Genomic DNA, 16,867 nt, shown 5'->3' with positions numbered 1-16,867 from the left:
CTCGGCTCAGTTGCGGTACAGCGACTGCAGGACGGCTTGCGTCTCGGCATTGGGGCCGAACCCCATGGCAGTCAGGCGGTAGATGTACTTCAGTTCGGTCGGTTTGGCGGTCCGGGCGTTCTCTGGATCGGGAATGGCCTCGATCACATAGCGCGGGGGCTTGGTCGGCTGTATTCCTTTGACGCCGGATGGAAAAGTGCGGCCCGTGAAAGTGCCGAAGGCTGTGGTGGGTGCGGAATCACCCGTCGCGGTGAAGTCCACTGTGAGCCATGCGGGCTTGCCGCTCAGATTGAGTGCGCACAAGCCTCTTTGCGTGCTCGAGGCTCCACAGTCGGTGACAAATTTGGCGATGTCGGTATTGCCCAGCGCAAAAATAGTGTTGCGCTTGCTGCTGGAGGATGCAGGCTGGCCTTCGATGTCGAATTCGGCATCGATCAAAGCGGCTTCGCCGGCCTGCCAGGCGATCTGGGCATCCCGGTCATTGCGCGCACTGCGCTCGCCCATCATGGAGATCTGTATGCCGCTGACGCCAAGAATGGAGACGATGACGAGAATCATCAGCACGATGACCAGCGAGACGCCTTGCTGGGAGCGCGCTTGAGGGCGGGCATGGATTGCGGACTGGCCAGGCATCACAGATCCTCCTGGTAGTTGCGCAGGTGTACGGTGAAGGTCACCACCTGGCGCAGGCGGCCGTCGGGGGTAGGGGCGTAGGTCGTGCCAGGGTCATTGCTGCTTGCGAATGCAGAGCCAGCATTACCGCCGGCCGCTCCCTTTGTCATTCCCAGGGGATAGAAGGTCTGACTCGTGCCGTCAATCGCCGAGCGCGGTGCGCCCCGCAGCACGAGTCCGATGCGCAGGCTGCGTACGCGTTGCCAGTTGGCATAGGCGAGCCGTGCATCGGAGACGGTTAACTGGTCAGCGCGCAGATAGCGCTCGGGAATGGAGTCGGCCGAAGCTGCGGTGAGCGGGCTTGTGTTGCTGACTCCTATACCGTCCACGCCATACAGAACCTGGAAGTTCTCAACACCCTTGACCAATGGAAGCGACTTGAGGCTGGAGTCGCTGGGGTCGATATAGGTACACATCAGCGCAGGCTCTCCATCGGAGCTGTTGCCTACGTGAAGAATGCTCAGCAGGCGTTGGTCTCGCTGGCTGGGAACGGTGCTGGATGCCACGCCTCGACAGTCGATCATCGTCTTGTCTGACTCTGTGGAGCCCAGGGTGGAAATACTGGTCTGGTAGCGCAGAACAAGAATGTCGCTGCCATAGCCCACGGTCCCTGCGCTGCGGGCCGTGCCTGCATCCCAGTCATTGGTGGTCGTGCGGGAGGCGTTGTTGAGACCATAGACATTCGGCGGAGGATTGGCATCCACGCCTTCGGTGTCGGGCGGCCGCGCCGTGGCTGCGAACTGCAGGCTCTTGAAGCCTGTCTGGGCCCCGAGCCGCTGTACAAGATCCTGTACGAAGCGGCCGTTGTCGCGCAGTTGCGAAGCACCATCCACATTGCTGAAACCCTGTCTTGCAACGACGAGCACGCCTGCGGCTGCCAGTGCGATGAGCATGCCCAGCGTCATTGCCACCAACAACTCGACCAAGGTCAAGCCTGCTTGAGCGGGTCTGGGGACGATCCGCTGCATTTGCGGTGTTTGCAAGAGATTCATACGCTGTTGCCGCTGGTGACGGGGATGACCAGGTTGGGCCGATCGGATGCCGTTTGGAAGGCGTTGCTGCCTGTCTGCGTGCGGTCGGTGGACCCCTGTGTCCAGCCTATCTTGATGAAGGCAATGTCATTGGCGCCAGTGGAGTTGCATGTCCATTGCGGCATGCCGGTGGAAGCATAGGGCGCGCTGTCAAAGCAAACGGAAACCTGCGCGCCAGGCAGCGCAGCGTCCAGGCGTGCCAGCCAGTCCGTCATCTGTGCCGCCGCCACAGCGGCAGGTGACGAGCAGCCGTCGGCGGCATTGGATACGCTCAGGCAATAAGAGGGCGTAGCTATGGTGAGTGCTCCCACGGAGAGTTCCACCAGATAAGGATTGTCGGCGGCCGCTGTTTTGACGGCGATGACCTTGTTGCCTCGCATCATCTCCGCCAGTTCACGTGCAAGAGCCGTGGCCTGGTTTTGCATGCGCGATTCACGATTGGCCTGCATTGCAGCAGCCTGCAGGCCGACCATGCCTAGCATGCCGAACGAGAAAACGACAATGGCCACCAGGACTTCAATCAAAGTGAAACCTTGTTGCCGCGGGCGCAATTGCGCCAGGCGCAAAGATGCCATGTCCATGGTTCGTGGGTTCATAATTCGATGCTATCCATGAGCCCAACGTTTAGATACATGGGTCTTTGCCGTTCATGCGCGGAAATCGACCGCTCAGGCGGATGGAAGGAAAAGGGTGAAGATGTTTGACAAATTGGCTGCTGGCGCTGCTTCAGGACCCATGGTCGCAGCGCTTGGCCAAGCACGGGAGGCCATGTATCGCACATCCCCAAACCCTCGCGTAGGGTGCTGCATCATGGATGTGCACGGCCATGTGATCGGTCAAGGCGCCACCCAGCGTGCAGGTGGTCCGCATGCTGAAATCATGGCCTTGCGCAATGCCCAGTCCCGGGGGCATTCCGTTCGAGGCGCCACTGCCTATGTAACCCTTGAGCCCTGCGCCCACCAAGGCCGCACGGGGCCTTGCTGCGATGCGCTGGTGGAGGCCGGCATCGGCAAGGTCGTGGCGTCGTTGATGGATCCCAATCCCAGCGTGGGTGGCCAGGGCTTCGAGCGGCTGCGCGCCGCAGGTGTCGAGGTTGAGATTGGTGATGGCGCAGATCAGGCGTGGGAGCTGAATCTGGGATTTTTCAGCCGCATGCTTCGGGGTAGGCCTTGGGTGCGCGCCAAAGTGGCGGCCTCTCTGGATGGCATCACTGCATTGAGCAATGGGCAGAGCCAGTGGATCACCTCTGCCGAAGCCCGACATGATGGCCATGCCTGGCGCGCTCGCTCCTGTGCGATTCTCACGGGCATAGGCACGGTGCTTGCCGATAATCCTCGCCTGGATGTCAGGGCGGTCGAAACATTCCGGCAGCCCACGCTCATCGTGGCGGATAGCCAGCTTCAGACACCTCCGGATGCAGCCCTGTTTGCGGCGCAACGCAAGGTCGTCATCTACACAGCCGTCACTGATCTGGCGTCAGACCGAGCGCTTGCGCTGGTGGAGCGTGGAGCGCAGTTGCTGTGTATGCCTGATGGACAGGGGCGTGTGGATGTCCAGGCCATGATCCACGATCTGGCAAGGCTGGAAGTGAATGAACTGCACGTCGAGGCGGGTCATCGACTCAACGCAGCGCTTGCCGAGGCAGGGCTGGTGGATGAGTGGTTGGCCTATCTGGCCCCCAAGCTTCTGTGGGGCGGGGCCGGTTGGGCCGACATGCCCTCTTTGAGCAGGCTCGCCGACGCGCAGGCCATGTCATTCCAGTCGGTCGCAAGCGTGGGCGACGACTTGCGGGTGATTCTGCGGAAGGTAGGAGCGGATCGGCTTGGCATGGATGGCTCAACCTGAGGCGTCGCAAGCGGTCGCAGCTACCGCCCCCAGCAATCTATCGCCTTGGTATTCGCACCCAGGTTCCGTGCATCGCGCTCGCCCGTATGGGTCAGTGTGAAATCGCCGCATCGGTCGCCGAGCTGGGAGCCGCGGCGCGTGGCGATCAGGGTGTATGTGTCGTCGTCGTGGCCGCTGGTTGCCAAAAAGTCGATGGTGTAGCGCTTGCTGGAGTCGCGGGCCCAGGTCAGATCGACGGGGAGCATGGTGGGGTAGGCCCCGTTGGCCGTGGCTGCGCGCTCCAGCCATTGCTGGGCCTGCAGCAGGCCGGCGCGGGCATCGGCGCGGTGGACTCCACGGATGTATTCGTTGTAGCTGGGCACGGCGACGGTGCCGAGAATGACTATGACGGCCACGACGATCATGAGTTCTATAAGTGTGAAGCCCGGGGGTGCAGGGCGGCGCACTGTGCGGCTCATTTCATTTGGCGCCAGCTGGGGCGCAGGGATTGCTCGGGCATGCGGGCGAGTACGTTGCGGTGGCCATCGGTGTCGTAGCCAATGGCGTGATGGCCTTTGTTGAGCAATGTCTGGGCTCCCCCTGAGACGGCTGTGCGCGAGGTTTCCTGGTCCGCCGTGTCGTAGACGCCGTCGCCGTTGCTGTCCATCAATGGAACACCGGGTCGCTTGCCATCCATGATGTTCATGAGCGTCAGAAATTGGCTTTCCCCGCTCACATTGCAGGCGTCCGCGGGGCTTGTGGTTTCACCAGGGCGCCTGGAGGATCTGGCGGGTATCTGGCTGTAGATCGCGAGGAGGTTGCTGCCATCGTAGAAGCTCATCGGCTTGAGCAGGCGCTCGCCAGGCAGGGGAAGGTCCATGTACCAGCCTTTGTGCCGCGTCCAGTCGAGGTCGGTGGTGGAGTCCACTCGCCAGGCGCCACGGCCTACGGTCCCTTGCGTCTGATGGGTCACCGAGCGTTTGGCCAGCTCACCGATGCCGGATACAGGGGCTGGACGCTGTTCCGCAGGCAGCTTGCATTCAGAGTCCGAGTCACCCAGGCAAGGCTGTATACGGCCGTCCGCGAGCAGCTTGTAGCGGGTGTTGTCGAGGATGGAATAGATGCTCTGCACCGCCGTGTTGCCAGTGTCCTGCTGGGTGGTGTTGCGTCCTGTGCCGAATGCCACCAGCATGCCGCCCGCAGTCACGCGTTTGTCGCTTCCTGCGGCTTCTGTGGTGACGCTGTACCGGTCATTGGCGCGTACGGACGCAGGGGCGGTAATGGGCTGGCGCAGCGCGCGAGAGGCCGTTGGCGAGCTGCCGCCTGTGGCGGTGTACAGCGGCCGGCCGTCGAAAGCCACGCTCCAGGCGGAGGAGGCATCGCTGGCAATGATGAATTTCCACAGATTGCCCTGGAGGTCGCCCGCATAGACCACATCGGGCCGGCCATCGCCATTGATGTCCACGAGGCGCGGGGCGGAGAGCCCGTTGTTGGTGGTCTCCGGTGTGGTGCTGGTCGGGATGTCGCCTGTGGCCACGATGCGCAGCAGTTCCTGGTTGCCATCGAGGTACTGGATCAGCAGCACGGGCCGCTGGTTGGTGCTGTGATAGCCGTTGCCAGTCACCAGAGCCCAGCGGTTGTTGTTCAACTGCGTGATCTGGATGCTGCGTTGCGGGTTGGCATCGTCCCGCACGGGCGCTGCAAGGATATGGCCCAGGTCCTTGTCTTCCTGGCAAGCGGTGCGCTGCCGGGGGTCGGCGGAGAGGGGGCAGTCACCGGGATGGCTGTTGCGGGTCTGGGTGCGGTCCAGCAGGACCAGCGTGCTGGCGCCGTGCTCGTTGAAAGCCTCTGGGTGCGTGATGTCCAGCACAAAGTAGCCTTTGGCTCCGGCGCCCGCCATGCCTGCCAGCACGGTACGCCACTGCGGGGATGCATGGGTGCCCGAGTTGATGTCGCCGCTCATGGCGGAGCCGTCCACGAAGTAGCGATGCCGGGTGTCGTAGTCGAGGTCGGAAAGGCGTGCCAGCCCCGAAATCACGCCACGGGGGATGTAGGCGATCTTCTCGCTGCCGTCTGTGGCGGAAAAGCCGTGCAGCATGCCGTCGTTGCCGCCCACGTAAATCATGGGCTGGCGCTTTTGCTGGGCGAGCGCATAGGCCGCATAGCCCGGCAAAGGCGAGTTGTCCACGGGACGGCCGGTATGCCAGATCTGGGAGTTGACGATATCGCCCTGGCGTGAGCTGCGTTGGCGAAAAGGGTGGGCCGGGTCGGGGCGCGGCGGTTGTCCCGCAGCTTCCATTCGGCGGTCGCCACGTATGAAGTTGAACCTGTGCTTGCCCAGTTGGTCTGCCCTGCCTTCGGCATCGACGCCGAAAGATGCCTTGTGGGGGCTGTCCAGCTCATGCCATTTGAAAGACACGCCCCTTTGCCGCCTGTCACTCCAGGTCAGGATCAGGCGTTCATTGAGTACCTGTTGATCACTGAGTGCATCCAGGTGGTCAGCCGTGCTTTTGCCTTGCCAGCCGGCTGCTGCGGTGATGCTCCCGTCGGCCTGGACCGTTTCTGCATTGATCCAGCCGCTCCAGGCGGCTTTGGCACTGTAGCGGGACGTGAATATGTCCACGCCCGCCTGTGCAATCACGCTGCCGCTGGAAGTGGCGGAGCTGCTGCGGCCCTTGGCATCGGCTGGCTGGCCTGTCGGGCAGTCTTCAATGGGCGTGGCAAATTCGTTGTCCTCTCTCTGCGCCAGGGAAACTGGCGTGCCTGCCCCGGAGAAACGTTGGGCCTGGCTGCTTTGCGCGGCCAGGACTGCGGCTATCAAGGCTGGCAGCAGGAGGGGGCGGAGCCCAGGGTGGAAGAGATAAGGCATGTCAGACGTTCTGAATCAGTCGCGGCGCTTCTGGCGGACATAGGTCTGTTGCAGCACCACCTGGGTGCCGCTCTTGCGGCCGTGAGCGATGGCCGTGATGCGATAGATCACCTGGGGTTGCATGTAGAGGGCCAGACGTGGAGAGTCGTTGGCGATGAGACCTGAATTCCCTGCGTTGGCGTCATAGGGCAGGATCTCTATCCAGTACCAGCCCCCTTTTCCTGTCTCACGGTTTGCCAGGATGGGATTGCTCTTGCCTTCAGAAATGGCGCCCGTGAACTGGCCGTAGCGCGCGGCTACATCGGGGGCGGTCATCTGGCTCAGCGTGATCCCTTGGGTCTCGTCCACGTTGTTCCAGAAGTCCTGAGGCCCTGTGCGCTTGGTGCACAGGGCGTCTCTGCAGCTTGTGGGTGTGGCTTGGTTCAGGCTCGCCAGCAGCAAGCCAATTTCCTGGGTTTCCTGGGGAAACTGGGTGACGGTTGCGCCGCTGCGGCAGACGGAGGGCTTGCTGCTGATGGCGGCGCAGGCCGCGCCGCTGGCCTGCTCGCCTCGAACGTCCAGTTCTGCATCCTGCAACAAGGCCTGTGCAGCTTCGAGTGCGTGCTGGTAGTCGGCATCGTTTCCCACGAACATTTCGTTGAACAGGGCGCTGCGCGATGCCCAGAGTGCCAGCAGCATGGACAGCATGACCACGGCAATCACGATGAACAGCGCAATGCCATGCTGGCGCTGTGCCGTGCAGCGGTGCGCAGGCCGCATGTTGGGTGCCTTGGCGTTCATCCGGCCAGTCCCTGGCTGCGCAGCTGGTACACGCTGCGGAAGACCATGTGCAAACGTCGGGTCCTTGGCGCTGGCAGCGTGGTGATATCGATGGATCTGGCTGTGCCGTCACTGTCCGCGCAATCGGTATAGCTGCTGTTGGCGGGCATGTTGATGACTTCGATCCCGAAAAGCACCAGACAGACCTCGGCGGCAACGACGCGTGGCCAGTCCTGGCCCACGGCGGCTGCGTTGACGTACTGCAGGCGTGCATCACCCTTCGGTGACTGGATCAGATAGCGCACCTGGAAGTTGGCGACGTTCTGGGCCAGTGGCTGGGCTCCAGCCGAGGGTGCTCCGGCGCAGCGCAGGGTGTTTTTGCTGGCGTCCAGCGCAAAGCGGCTCAGTATCAGGCTGTGGCTGTTGGTCTGGCCCAGGCAATTGCGCTGCAGTGAAGTTTCGATGGCCGAGGCGTGAAGCGGCTGCGTGTAGTTGCTGTAGCCCACTGCGAGCTTGTATTGAGCGCGGCCTGGCGCATCGAGGCCCAGGATGGTGTCGTGCGCAGGGTCGAAATCTTGTGCGCTTGCCTCGAATGCAACGGGATCCGCCATGTCAACGGTGTCTGTTCCCTTGTTTGAGGACGAGAGAAGCAGTCGAAGAGATCCTGCCTGCCGGATCTGCCGGCCCATGACGCGGAAGATGTGGGATGCCTGCTGCTGCAGATGGCTGGCATCGCTGACGGTGCCGGATACGGCGCGTGATGCCATGAGTGCGCCCAGGGCCACTGCGATGATCAGCATTCCAAGGAGAAGGCCAACCAGCAGTTCGACGAGGCTCAGGCCGCGTTGACCTGGCTGCACCAGGGTCGCGGCGGCGATGCGGGTGTGCTTCATGGGCTTGCGCAGAAGAACTGGACTGCGTTGTTGGCAAGATACGGCGCGCAGCGAGCGCTGAGCGCTATGTATTGCAGGTGGCAGGTTCTGCCGGTGGGGCAGGCCATGGCTTCGTCGCCGTGTGTGCCATCGCTATGTAGTCCGATGGGGTTTTTGTATCCGGCTTTGCTGGATTTCTCGTTTTCACGCCAGCTGATCACGATGCCCAGTTGGCGTCCGTTGCTGGCGTCGTCTGTTGCAGGGAAGACCTTGGCGGCTCCGCCTGGCAGCAGTTGGGGCACGGAAGCCTTCCACAGCGCAAGGTTGTAGCTGGCCAGCGTTTCCGCGTCACAGGGGGAGGCGCTGCAGTCGGCGGTGGATTCAGGGGTGTGATCCCAATCGGATTCGTAGTTGCCCATCTGCCCTAGAGAGTTGGGATTGGCGTGGGTGCGCTCGCTGAAGTCTTCGATCAGCCGGATCGCCTGAGCACGGCGCACGCCGCTTTGGGTATCGACCAGGGCGCGCACCTGCAGGCTCAGGATTCCCAGAACACCCAAGGCCGTGACGACGGTGGCGACCAGGGTTTCGATCAGGGTGAAGCCGTTGGCGCGCCGAGCGTGGGTGCTTGTCAGGCGCATGGAATGCCCTCCCGGCCGACCACCCGGATACGTCCGCCGGACGAAACGCAGACGCCTTTCGCCGCGGCAGAGACGAGGCCGGCGGAGGATGGGGCGATGGCGAAGCCCATGGCGGTGAGTCCACCCATCTGCCCCCATCGGTCCACACTGATGATGGCGGCGGATCTGGAGCGGGTGACAAGGGTGCGTGCAGGAGTGTCGAAGCGCTGTAGTTCTTCCCGGGGATCCCAGCGCCTGTTGCCATTGCGGTCAACGAACACTACCCAGCCACAGCCCCAGTCCGCGTGACGTGCAGCCAGAGTGCAGCCGTTGGTGCCTTGGGGGAGTTTCTGGATGAAGACGCCGCCCCCGCGCCGGACGGCTTCGGAGCGCGCGTATTGCAGCGTCGACTGCAGGCCCTCGACGGTCTGGCGAACGCGCCATCGCTCGATGATGAGGTTGAAGCTGGGGGCTGCCAGCGTTGTGAGTACGGCGAGGATGGCGACGACGACCATCAGCTCGATGGCCGTGAAGCCTTTTGCGCCCGGGCGAGCCTGAGGCCAGGTCGATGACATGTCTTGAATCCCTCCCCGTCGATCTGCTTGCGAAGCGCTGGTGGTTCTTGCGCGCCGCTCAATCTATTGGGGTTCTTCGTGCATGTCTTTCAGACAAATCTGTTTCTACCTTCAACAACTAGGAGTCGTGCCATTGGTGTACGGTCATCCGGCATGAGGACGCGTCCAAAAAATCCAATGGCGACAAGGCATTGCCGGCTTTGCCGCTATCGGTCTCCGGGGGTAGGACGGTTTTTGTCGGGAGTATGCTCAGCGCTGGCGTCTGCCGGGTGGCTGCCCGGTATATCCGGCGCATGCCCCGGCGTTGTGCCTGCCCTGGCATTCGCGGTACAGCCGCTTGTCGCGTTGCTCGGGCGATTCCTCGGAACTGCTGCGCTGGGTTGGAACACGGACCCGCTGTCCGCTCTTTTTGCGCTTGGCGCCTTGCGCCGCCGATGTGTCGGAGCGGTGAGGGGTCGCTTGGGCCGGCAGGGCCAGGCAAAGGGCCGCGACCAGGCACAGCAGGGTGCATTGCTGCCGATGTGCGTGCCAGGTTGCTGCGGTGGATGAAGAACGCATTGCCATGGTGTTGCCCTCCCGTGATCTATGGAATGTCTGCAGGCCTTGCGACATTCTGGGCGGGCTGTCGGCAGATGCGGCGCGGGGCCACAAAGCATGTGTGGGTGCTGGACTGGGCGCGCTTGTTATAATCCCAGGGTTTTGCATGGTGCAAGACGCACGTCGGGGCCTTTCCAGTCCCGGCGCAAGTAACCAAGGCTGCCTCCCTGCTCTTGTCTGTGAGGGGCCAATTTCCAAGGAAAAAAATGATCGCATCTTCCGTGAAGGCTGAAGTCGTCAAGTCCAACGCACGCTCTGCCAACGATACTGGCAGCCCAGAAGTGCAAGTGGCCCTGCTGACCGCACGCATCAACGAGCTGACCCCTCACTTCAAGCAACACGCCAAGGACCACCACGGTCGTCGCGGCCTGCTGCGCATGGTGAGCCGTCGTCGCAAGCTGCTGGACTACCTCAAGTCCAAGGACGCTGATCGCTACACCGCACTGATCGCCAAGCTGGGCCTGCGCAAGTAAGCACGGTGGGAGATCAAAACGCCTGAGTTAGCCTGTCTAGCTCAGGCGTTTTTTACTTCGGAGAATGCAAGACAGAGCGAAGCTGTGTCATTCCAGTGCTGCTGATTTGATAGCGTTGAATCCAGCACTGGAATGGCATCGTGTTCTGAATTGCTCTCCATCATGGACCGATGAGTGCATCGGGCCGCCCATTCCAAAGGAGCAATAATGTCCATCTTCAACAAAGTCACCAAGACCTTCCAGTGGGGCCAGCACACGGTCACCATGGAAACCGGCGAGATCGCTCGCCAGGCTTCCGGCGCCGTGCTGGTCAACATCGATGACACCGTGGTGCTGGCCACCGTGGTGGCGTCCAAGCAGGCCAAGTCCGGCCAGGACTTCTTCCCGCTGACCGTCGATTACATCGAGAAGACCTACGCCGCAGGCAAGATCCCCGGCAGCTTCTTCAAGCGCGAAGCCAAGCCCAGCGAACTCGAAACCCTGACCAGCCGCCTGATCGACCGCCCGATCCGCCCGCTGTTCCCCGAAGGTTTCTACAACGACGTGCACGTGGTCATCCACACCGTGTCGCTGAACCCCGAAGTCGATGCCGACATCGCCGCCCTGATCGCCACCTCGGCTGCCCTGTCCGTGTCGGGCATTCCCTTCAATGGCCCCATCGGTGCTGCCCGCGTGGGCTACATCAATGGCGAGTACGTGCTCAACCCCGGTCAGACCCAGCGCAAGGATTCGCAGATGGATCTGGTCGTGGCCGGTACCGAAGCCGCCGTGCTGATGGTGGAGTCCGAGGCGCAGCAACTGCCTGAAGACGTGATGCTGGGCGCCGTGGTCTTTGGCCACGAGCAAGGCCGCATCGCCATCGAAGCCATCCATGAGCTGGTGCGCGAAGCAGGCAAGCCCGTCTGGGACTGGGTTGCTCCCGCCAAGGACGAAGAGCTGATCGCCAAGGTGGCGGCACTGGGCGATGAAGCCCTGCGCACGGCCTACCAGATCCGCAACAAGCAAAGCCGCACGCAGGCCTGCCGCGAAGCCTACGCCGCCGTGAAGGCCGGCCTGACGGCCCAGGGCGTGGAGTTCGACGGCGTCAAGGTCGAAGGCATGCTGTTCGACATCGAGGCACGCATCGTTCGCAGCCAGATCCTGGCCGGCGAGCCGCGCATCGACGGCCGCGACACGCGCACCGTGCGCCCCATCGAAATCCGCAACTCCGTGCTGCCCCGCACGCACGGCTCGGCCCTGTTCACGCGCGGCGAGACGCAGGCCCTGGTCGTGTCCACGCTGGGCACCGAGCGCGATGCGCAGCGCATCGACGCGCTGGCTGGCGAGTTCGAGGACCGCTTCCTGTTCCACTACAACATGCCTCCCTTTGCCACCGGCGAAGTGGGCCGCATGGGTTCGACCAAGCGCCGCGAAATCGGCCACGGCCGTCTGGCCAAGCGCGCCCTGGCAGCCTGCCTGCCTAGCAAGGAAGAATTCCCCTACACCATCCGCGTGGTGTCGGAGATCACCGAGTCCAACGGCTCCTCGTCCATGGCTTCGGTCTGCGGCGGCTGCCTGTCGATGATGGATGCAGGCGTTCCGATGAAGGCCCACGTGGCCGGCATCGCCATGGGCCTGATCAAGGAAGACAACCGCTTCGCCGTGCTGACCGACATCCTGGGCGATGAAGATCACCTGGGCGACATGGACTTCAAGGTGGCCGGCACCACCAGCGGCATCACTGCGCTGCAGATGGACATCAAGATCCAGGGCATCACCAAGGAAATCATGCAGGTCGCCCTGGCCCAGGCCAAGGAAGCGCGCATGCACATCCTGGGCAAGATGCAGGAAGCCATGGGCGAAGCCAAGGCCGAGATCTCGTCCTTCGCTCCCAAGCTGTACACGATGAAGATCAACCCCGAGAAGATCCGTGACGTGATCGGCAAGGGCGGCTCCACCATCCGTGCGCTGACCGAAGAGACCGGCACGCAGATCGACATCGGCGAAGACGGCACCATCACCATCGCCTCCAGCGATGCCGCCAAGGCCGACGAAGCCAAGCGCCGCATCGAAGAGATCACGGCCGAAGTCGAAATCGGCAAGATCTACGAAGGCCCGGTCACCAAGATCCTGGACTTCGGTGCTCTCGTGAACCTGCTGCCCGGCAAGGACGGTCTGCTGCACATCAGCCAGATTGCCCACGAGCGCGTGGAACGCGTCGCCGACTACCTGCAGGAAGGCCAGATCATCAAGGTCAAGGTCATGGAGACCGACGAAAAGGGTCGTGTCAAGCTGTCGCTGAAGGCGTTGACCGAGCGTCCTGCCGGCATGGAGCGCAGCGAGCGCCCCGCGCCTGCCGAGCGTGAGTTCCGCCAGCCGCGTGAGCCCCGCCAGCAGCGCGAGTTCCGCGAGCCGCGTGAGCCCCGCGAGCCCCGTGACGGCGGCCGTCCGGCTGCCGAGGGCGAGCAGCAACAGCAACAGCAGCAGTAATGCCCGGCAAGGCCATTCCCCAAAAGGGGTGGCCTTGCAGGTGCATGTGGTGACTGGCAAAAAGCGCTGACCTGTTCAGCGCTTGTGGCATTTTTGACAGGGATTGCGAGGTCGAAAGATGGAAAAGCAAATCATGCGTGCCGTGGAACTCACGGACTTTGGTGCTCCCGAGGTATTGCGCCTGGGCGAGCGTCCGCTGCCCGTTGCGGGTGCGCAGGAGTTGCTGATCCAGGTGTCGGCCAGTGGTGTCAATCGCCCTGATGTGTTGCAGCGCAAGGGTCACTATGCTCCGCCGCCCGGCGCCTCCGATCTGCCCGGGCTGGAAGTGGCCGGGGTGATCGTGTCGGGCGACGACGAAGCCATGCGGCTGGCAGGCCTGCGCGTGGGAGACCGCGTGTGCGCGCTGCTGGCCGGTGGTGGCTATGCGGAGTACTGCGTTGCGCCCGTGGCCCAGTGCCTGCCCATCCCGGCAGGGCTCAGCGAGGTGGAGGCTTCGGCATTGCCCGAGACCTTCTTCACCGTCTGGAGCAATGTATTCGATCGCGGTGCCTTGCAGGCGGGCGAAACCCTGCTGGTGCAGGGCGGCAGCAGCGGCATCGGCGTGACGGCCATCCAGCTGGCCAAGGCGCGCGGCGCCACGGTCATCGTGACTGCTGGCTCCGATGCCAAGTGCGCCGACTGCCTGAAGCTGGGTGCCGACCATGCCATCAACTACCGTACCCAGGACTTTGCTGCGGAGGTGCAGCGCATCACCGAAGGCAGGGGTGTGGACGTGATCCTTGACATGGTGGCGGGTGGCTATGTGGCGCGCGAGGTGCAAAGCCTGGCAGAGGATGGCCGCTTGGTCATCATTGCGGTGCAGGGCGGCATCAAGGCGGAGTTCGACGCGGGCCTGGTCCTGCGTCGCCGTCTGCTGGTGACGGGCTCCACGCTGCGTCCGCGGCCTGTCGCTTTCAAGGCTGCCATTGCCCAGGCCCTGCGCCGCGAGGTCTGGCCGCTCATCGAGGCAGGCGGCATTCGTCCTGTGATCCATAGCACCTTTGCTGCCGCTGATGCCGACAAGGCACACGCGCTGATGGAGTCGAGTCAGCACACCGGCAAAATCGTTTTGACGTGGTAACCATGAAGAAGAAACTCATCGTCGGCAACTGGAAGATGAATGGCAGCCTGGCTGCCAATGCCGTTTTGCTCAAGGCCCTCAAGGAGGGGCTGCCCGAGGGGGGCAATGCGGGCGTGGCTGTGGCCGTGCCTGCCGTCTATCTGGCCCAGGCCCAGGCCGAGCTTGAGGGCTCGGCCATCGACGTGGCCGCGCAGGACGTGTCGCAGCATGAATCGGGTGCCTATACGGGCGAGCTGTCGGCGGCAATGCTTCGGGATTTTGGCGTGCGCTATACGCTGGTCGGGCACTCGGAGCGTCGCCAGTACCATGGCGAAACCGATGCCGTGGTGGCGCTGAAGGCGCAGGCCGCGCTGGCCAAGGGCGTCACGCCCATCGTCTGTGTGGGCGAAACGCTGGCGGAGCGCGAGGCGGGGCAGACCGAAGAAGTGGTCAAGCGCCAGCTGGCGGCCGTGATCCATCAGGTGGGCCAGTGCATCAATGAGCTGGTCGTGGCCTATGAGCCCGTCTGGGCGATTGGCACCGGCAGGACCGCCACGCCGGAGCAGGCCCAGCAGGTGCATGCCGTGCTGCGCGCCCAGCTGGCGGCTGCCAGCCGGCAGGCCGATCGCATCGCCTTGCTGTACGGCGGCAGCATGAATGCCTCCAATGCAGCCCAGCTTCTGGCCCAGGCCGACATTGATGGTGGCCTGGTGGGCGGAGCGTCGCTCAAGGCAGCCGATTTCCTGACCATCATCGCTGCGGCCCAGTAGGCCGGGGCGGTTTTTCCATTCGCTTTTTTAGCTCTCGCGTTACTAGCAGGTACAACCAATGAATGCATTCGCAAGCGTGATCCTCGCCGTTCAGATGCTGTCGGCTCTCGGCATGATCGGCCTGATCCTGATTCAACATGGCAAGGGTGCCGACATGGGTGCCTCGTTCGGCAGCGGCAGCTCCGGCAGCCTGTTCGGTGCCTCCGGCAGCGCCAACTTCCTGTCGCGCTCCACGGCAGGCCTGGCCACGGTGTTCTTCGTGGCCACGCTGGCGCTGGCCTATCTGAGCAATGCGCGTCCCGTCAGCTCGGGCAGCGTGCTGGAAGGTGCCGCGCCCATCACGGCGCCGGCGCCTGCGGCCGCAGGCGCTGCTGGCGAAGTGCCCGCTCCTGCTGCAGGCCAGGCGCCTGCTGCCGGTGCTGAAGGCGCCGCGCAGATCCCCACGAAATAATTTCGAACAAAGTCCTCGGTCCTTCGGGCCCGAGGGTTTTTCAGAGTAGAATCTAGAGATTGTTCGGTAGGCAGAATCTTTGCAACGAAGATAAAGAGCCAGCTGAAATCAAGACTTGCCGTCGTGGTGAAATTGGTAGACACGCTATCTTGAGGGGGTAGTGGCGAAAGCTGTGCGAGTTCGAGTCTCGCCGACGGCACCAAGATATAACTAAGAGCCTGCCCTGCTGATCAGGCTGATCGGTGCGGGCATGCCTTTCAAGGTAGCCGCACACGATGAACATCGACCAGTATCTTCCCGTTCTTTTGTTCATTCTCGTCGGCATGGGTGTCGGCGTGGTCCCCCTGGTACTGGGGTATGTGCTGGGTCCGAACCGACCCGATGCCGCCAAGAACTCCCCCTATGAATGTGGCTTCGAGGCCTTCGAAGACGCGCGCATGAAGTTCGATGTGCGCTACTACCTCGTCGCCATCCTGTTCATCCTGTTTGATTTGGAAATCGCCTTTCTGCTGCCCTGGGCCGTTGCGCTTCGGGACGTGGGTGGGGCCGGTTTCGCCGCTGTCCTTATTTTCCTGACCGTTCTCGTCGTGGGCTTTGTCTACGAATGGAAGAAGGGTGCGTTGGACTGGGACTGAAGCGGGTTCACTAAGGAAACACGATGATCGAAGGCGTGATGAAAGAAGGCTTCATCACCACGAGTTACGACTCTGTGGTGAATTGGGCCAAGACGGGCTCGCTGTGGCCCATGACATTTGGTCTGGCCTGCTGCGCGGTGGAGATGATGCACGCTGCGGCGGCGCGTTACGACATCGGTCGCTTTGGCTCGGAAGTCTTCCGTGCCAGCCCGCGGCAGTCGGACCTGATGATTGTGGCCGGCACCCTGTGCAACAAGATGGCGCCCGCCATGCGCAAGGTCTATGACCAGATGTCCGAGCCCCGCTGGGTCATCTCCATGGGCTCGTGCGCCAACGGCGGCGGCTACTACCACTACAGCTATTCCGTGGTGCGCGGCTGTGACCGCATCGTGCCGGTCGATGTCTATGTGCCTGGCTGCCCCCCTACGGCGGAAGCCCTGATCTACGGCATCATCCAGCTGCAGCAGAAGATCCGCCGCACCCATACCATCGCTCGCGTCTAAGGGCTAGATGATGACTGCTATTGCGATTCACCCCGAAGTGCTTCGGGATGTGGTGGCTGCTGCCTTGGGCGACAAGGCGCGCAGCGTGACCGTGGCCCTGGGCGAGGTGACGGTCGAAGTGTCCGCCGCCCGCTACCTGGAGGCCATGCAGGTTCTGCACAGCGCCCCGGATTGCCGGTTCGAGGTCCTGGTGGACCTGTGCGGCGTGGACTACTCCACCTATGCAGAAGTCGGCCGCGAAGGCCCGCGCTTTGCCGTGGTGTCCCACCTGTTGTCGATCAGCCTGAACCAGCGCCTGCGCGTCCGTGTCTTTTGCAGCGACGACGATTTCCCGGTGGTGGCTTCCGTCACTCCCGTCTGGGCGGGTGCGAACTGGTTCGAGCGCGAGGCGTTCGACCTGTTCGGCATCGTCTTCGACGGCCATGACGACCTGCGCCGCATCCTGACCGACTACGGCTTCATCGGCCATCCCTTCCGCAAGGACTTCCCGCTGTCGGGCCATGTGGAAATGCGCTATGACCCCGAGCAGCAGCGCGTGGTGTACCAGCCGGTCACCATCGAGCCCCGCGAGATCACGCCGCGGATCATCCGCGAAGACAACTACGGGGACCTGCACTGAAGGCGCTCCAGGCGCCTTTTTGATGGACGACC

19 protein-coding genes and 1 tRNA gene are annotated in these 16,867 nt (G+C 63.0%); 10 read left to right on the top strand and 10 right to left on the bottom strand.

The features are described from left to right. Positions 1-6: 6 nt before the first annotated feature. Genes A9976_RS15880 through pilV (A9976_RS15870) form a run of 3 tightly spaced genes read right to left on the bottom strand, consistent with a single transcriptional unit; the run spans position 7 to position 2,299 of the window. Positions 7-633, bottom strand: a complete 627-nt coding sequence (locus A9976_RS15880; protein ID WP_183019803.1) for a PilX N-terminal domain-containing pilus assembly protein — start codon at positions 631-633, stop codon at positions 7-9. Next, on the bottom strand, positions 633-1,664 hold the full coding sequence (locus tag A9976_RS15875; RefSeq protein ID WP_259649223.1) for a PilW family protein: 1,032 nt from the start codon (positions 1,662-1,664) through the stop codon (positions 633-635). The genes A9976_RS15880 and A9976_RS15875 overlap by 1 nt, the downstream gene beginning before the upstream one ends. Then, the gene (gene pilV / locus A9976_RS15870; RefSeq protein ID WP_183019802.1) at positions 1,661-2,299 is read right to left on the bottom strand and encodes a type IV pilus modification protein PilV; all 639 of its coding nucleotides are present in this window, start codon (positions 2,297-2,299) and stop codon (positions 1,661-1,663) included. Before pilV (A9976_RS15870) ends, A9976_RS15875 begins: the two co-directional genes overlap by 4 nt. Before the next feature lie 100 nt (positions 2,300-2,399). Between pilV (A9976_RS15870) and ribD the strand changes: the two genes are divergently transcribed. Then, positions 2,400-3,548, top strand: a complete 1,149-nt coding sequence (gene ribD / locus A9976_RS15865) for a bifunctional diaminohydroxyphosphoribosylaminopyrimidine deaminase/5-amino-6-(5-phosphoribosylamino)uracil reductase RibD (protein ID WP_409049545.1) — start codon at positions 2,400-2,402, stop codon at positions 3,546-3,548. A 20-nt stretch (positions 3,549-3,568) separates the two neighbouring features. On the opposite strand, the gene A9976_RS15860 is transcribed toward ribD, so the two are convergent. The 7 genes from A9976_RS15860 to A9976_RS15830 form a co-directional block, all read right to left on the bottom strand. Next, the gene (locus A9976_RS15860) at positions 3,569-4,006 is read right to left on the bottom strand and encodes a type IV pilin protein (RefSeq protein WP_183019801.1); all 438 of its coding nucleotides are present in this window, start codon (positions 4,004-4,006) and stop codon (positions 3,569-3,571) included. Then, complete coding sequence (locus A9976_RS15855) at positions 4,003-6,348, bottom strand: pilus assembly protein (protein ID WP_259649222.1); 2,346 nt, start codon at positions 6,346-6,348, stop codon at positions 4,003-4,005. The genes A9976_RS15860 and A9976_RS15855 overlap by 4 nt, the downstream gene beginning before the upstream one ends. A 63-nt stretch (positions 6,349-6,411) precedes the next feature. Beyond that, positions 6,412-7,176: a pilus assembly protein gene (locus A9976_RS15850; RefSeq protein WP_183019799.1), complete on the bottom strand. Its 765-nt coding sequence runs from the start codon at positions 7,174-7,176 to the stop codon at positions 6,412-6,414. Next, complete coding sequence (locus tag A9976_RS15845; protein WP_183019798.1) at positions 7,173-8,048, bottom strand: PilW family protein; 876 nt, start codon at positions 8,046-8,048, stop codon at positions 7,173-7,175. Before A9976_RS15845 ends, A9976_RS15850 begins: the two co-directional genes overlap by 4 nt. Further along, entirely contained in the window at positions 8,045-8,665 is a 621-nt protein-coding gene (pilV, locus tag A9976_RS15840) for a type IV pilus modification protein PilV (protein WP_183019797.1), read from the bottom strand. Before pilV (A9976_RS15840) ends, A9976_RS15845 begins: the two co-directional genes overlap by 4 nt. Beyond that, the gene (locus tag A9976_RS15835) at positions 8,656-9,219 is read right to left on the bottom strand and encodes a GspH/FimT family pseudopilin (protein ID WP_183019796.1); all 564 of its coding nucleotides are present in this window, start codon (positions 9,217-9,219) and stop codon (positions 8,656-8,658) included. The genes pilV (A9976_RS15840) and A9976_RS15835 overlap by 10 nt, the downstream gene beginning before the upstream one ends. 249 nt (positions 9,220-9,468) lie before the next feature. Beyond that, on the bottom strand, positions 9,469-9,783 hold the full coding sequence (locus A9976_RS15830) for a hypothetical protein (protein WP_183019795.1): 315 nt from the start codon (positions 9,781-9,783) through the stop codon (positions 9,469-9,471). 239 nt (positions 9,784-10,022) lie between these two features. Here A9976_RS15830 and rpsO point away from each other — a divergent pair, with 239 nt between their 5' ends. The 9 genes from rpsO (at position 10,023) to A9976_RS15785 (ending at position 16,835) form a co-directional block, all read left to right on the top strand. Then, a complete protein-coding gene (gene rpsO / locus A9976_RS15825; RefSeq protein ID WP_012206984.1) occupies positions 10,023-10,289 on the top strand; it encodes a 30S ribosomal protein S15 in 267 nt (88 codons plus the stop codon). A 207-nt stretch (positions 10,290-10,496) separates the two neighbouring features. After that, on the top strand, positions 10,497-12,758 hold the full coding sequence (pnp, locus tag A9976_RS15820; protein ID WP_013801059.1) for a polyribonucleotide nucleotidyltransferase: 2,262 nt from the start codon (positions 10,497-10,499) through the stop codon (positions 12,756-12,758). Between the two features lie 118 nt (positions 12,759-12,876). Then, a complete protein-coding gene (locus A9976_RS15815; RefSeq protein WP_012206982.1) occupies positions 12,877-13,878 on the top strand; it encodes an NAD(P)H-quinone oxidoreductase in 1,002 nt (333 codons plus the stop codon). A gap of 2 nt (positions 13,879-13,880) precedes the next feature. After that, positions 13,881-14,627, top strand: coding sequence for a triose-phosphate isomerase (tpiA, locus tag A9976_RS15810; RefSeq protein ID WP_183019794.1), 747 nt, complete (start codon positions 13,881-13,883; stop codon positions 14,625-14,627). A gap of 58 nt (positions 14,628-14,685) precedes the next feature. After that, positions 14,686-15,078 carry a preprotein translocase subunit SecG gene (gene secG, locus A9976_RS15805; RefSeq protein ID WP_183019793.1) on the top strand — a complete coding sequence of 131 codons (393 nt, stop codon included), beginning with the start codon at positions 14,686-14,688 and terminating at the stop codon, positions 15,076-15,078. Positions 15,079-15,195: 117 nt separating this feature from the next. Next, positions 15,196-15,280: transfer RNA gene (locus A9976_RS15800), tRNA-Leu, on the top strand. A gap of 73 nt (positions 15,281-15,353) precedes the next feature. Continuing rightward, positions 15,354-15,713, top strand: a complete 360-nt coding sequence (locus A9976_RS15795; protein WP_012206979.1) for an NADH-quinone oxidoreductase subunit A — start codon at positions 15,354-15,356, stop codon at positions 15,711-15,713. A gap of 23 nt (positions 15,714-15,736) precedes the next feature. Then, positions 15,737-16,216 (top strand): NADH-quinone oxidoreductase subunit B family protein, encoded by a 480-nt coding sequence (locus A9976_RS15790; protein WP_012206978.1) that lies wholly within the window; start codon positions 15,737-15,739, stop codon positions 16,214-16,216. Between the two features lie 10 nt (positions 16,217-16,226). Then, positions 16,227-16,835 carry an NADH-quinone oxidoreductase subunit C gene (locus A9976_RS15785; protein WP_183019792.1) on the top strand — a complete coding sequence of 203 codons (609 nt, stop codon included), beginning with the start codon at positions 16,227-16,229 and terminating at the stop codon, positions 16,833-16,835. Positions 16,836-16,867 lie beyond the last annotated feature (32 nt).

The organism is Delftia sp. UME58 (assembly GCF_014170385.1).
GTDB lineage: Bacteria > Pseudomonadota > Gammaproteobacteria > Burkholderiales > Burkholderiaceae_C > Comamonas > Comamonas acidovorans.
Note: the sequence above shows the minus strand (reverse complement) of the source record. Positions and strands in the feature narration are given on the sequence as shown.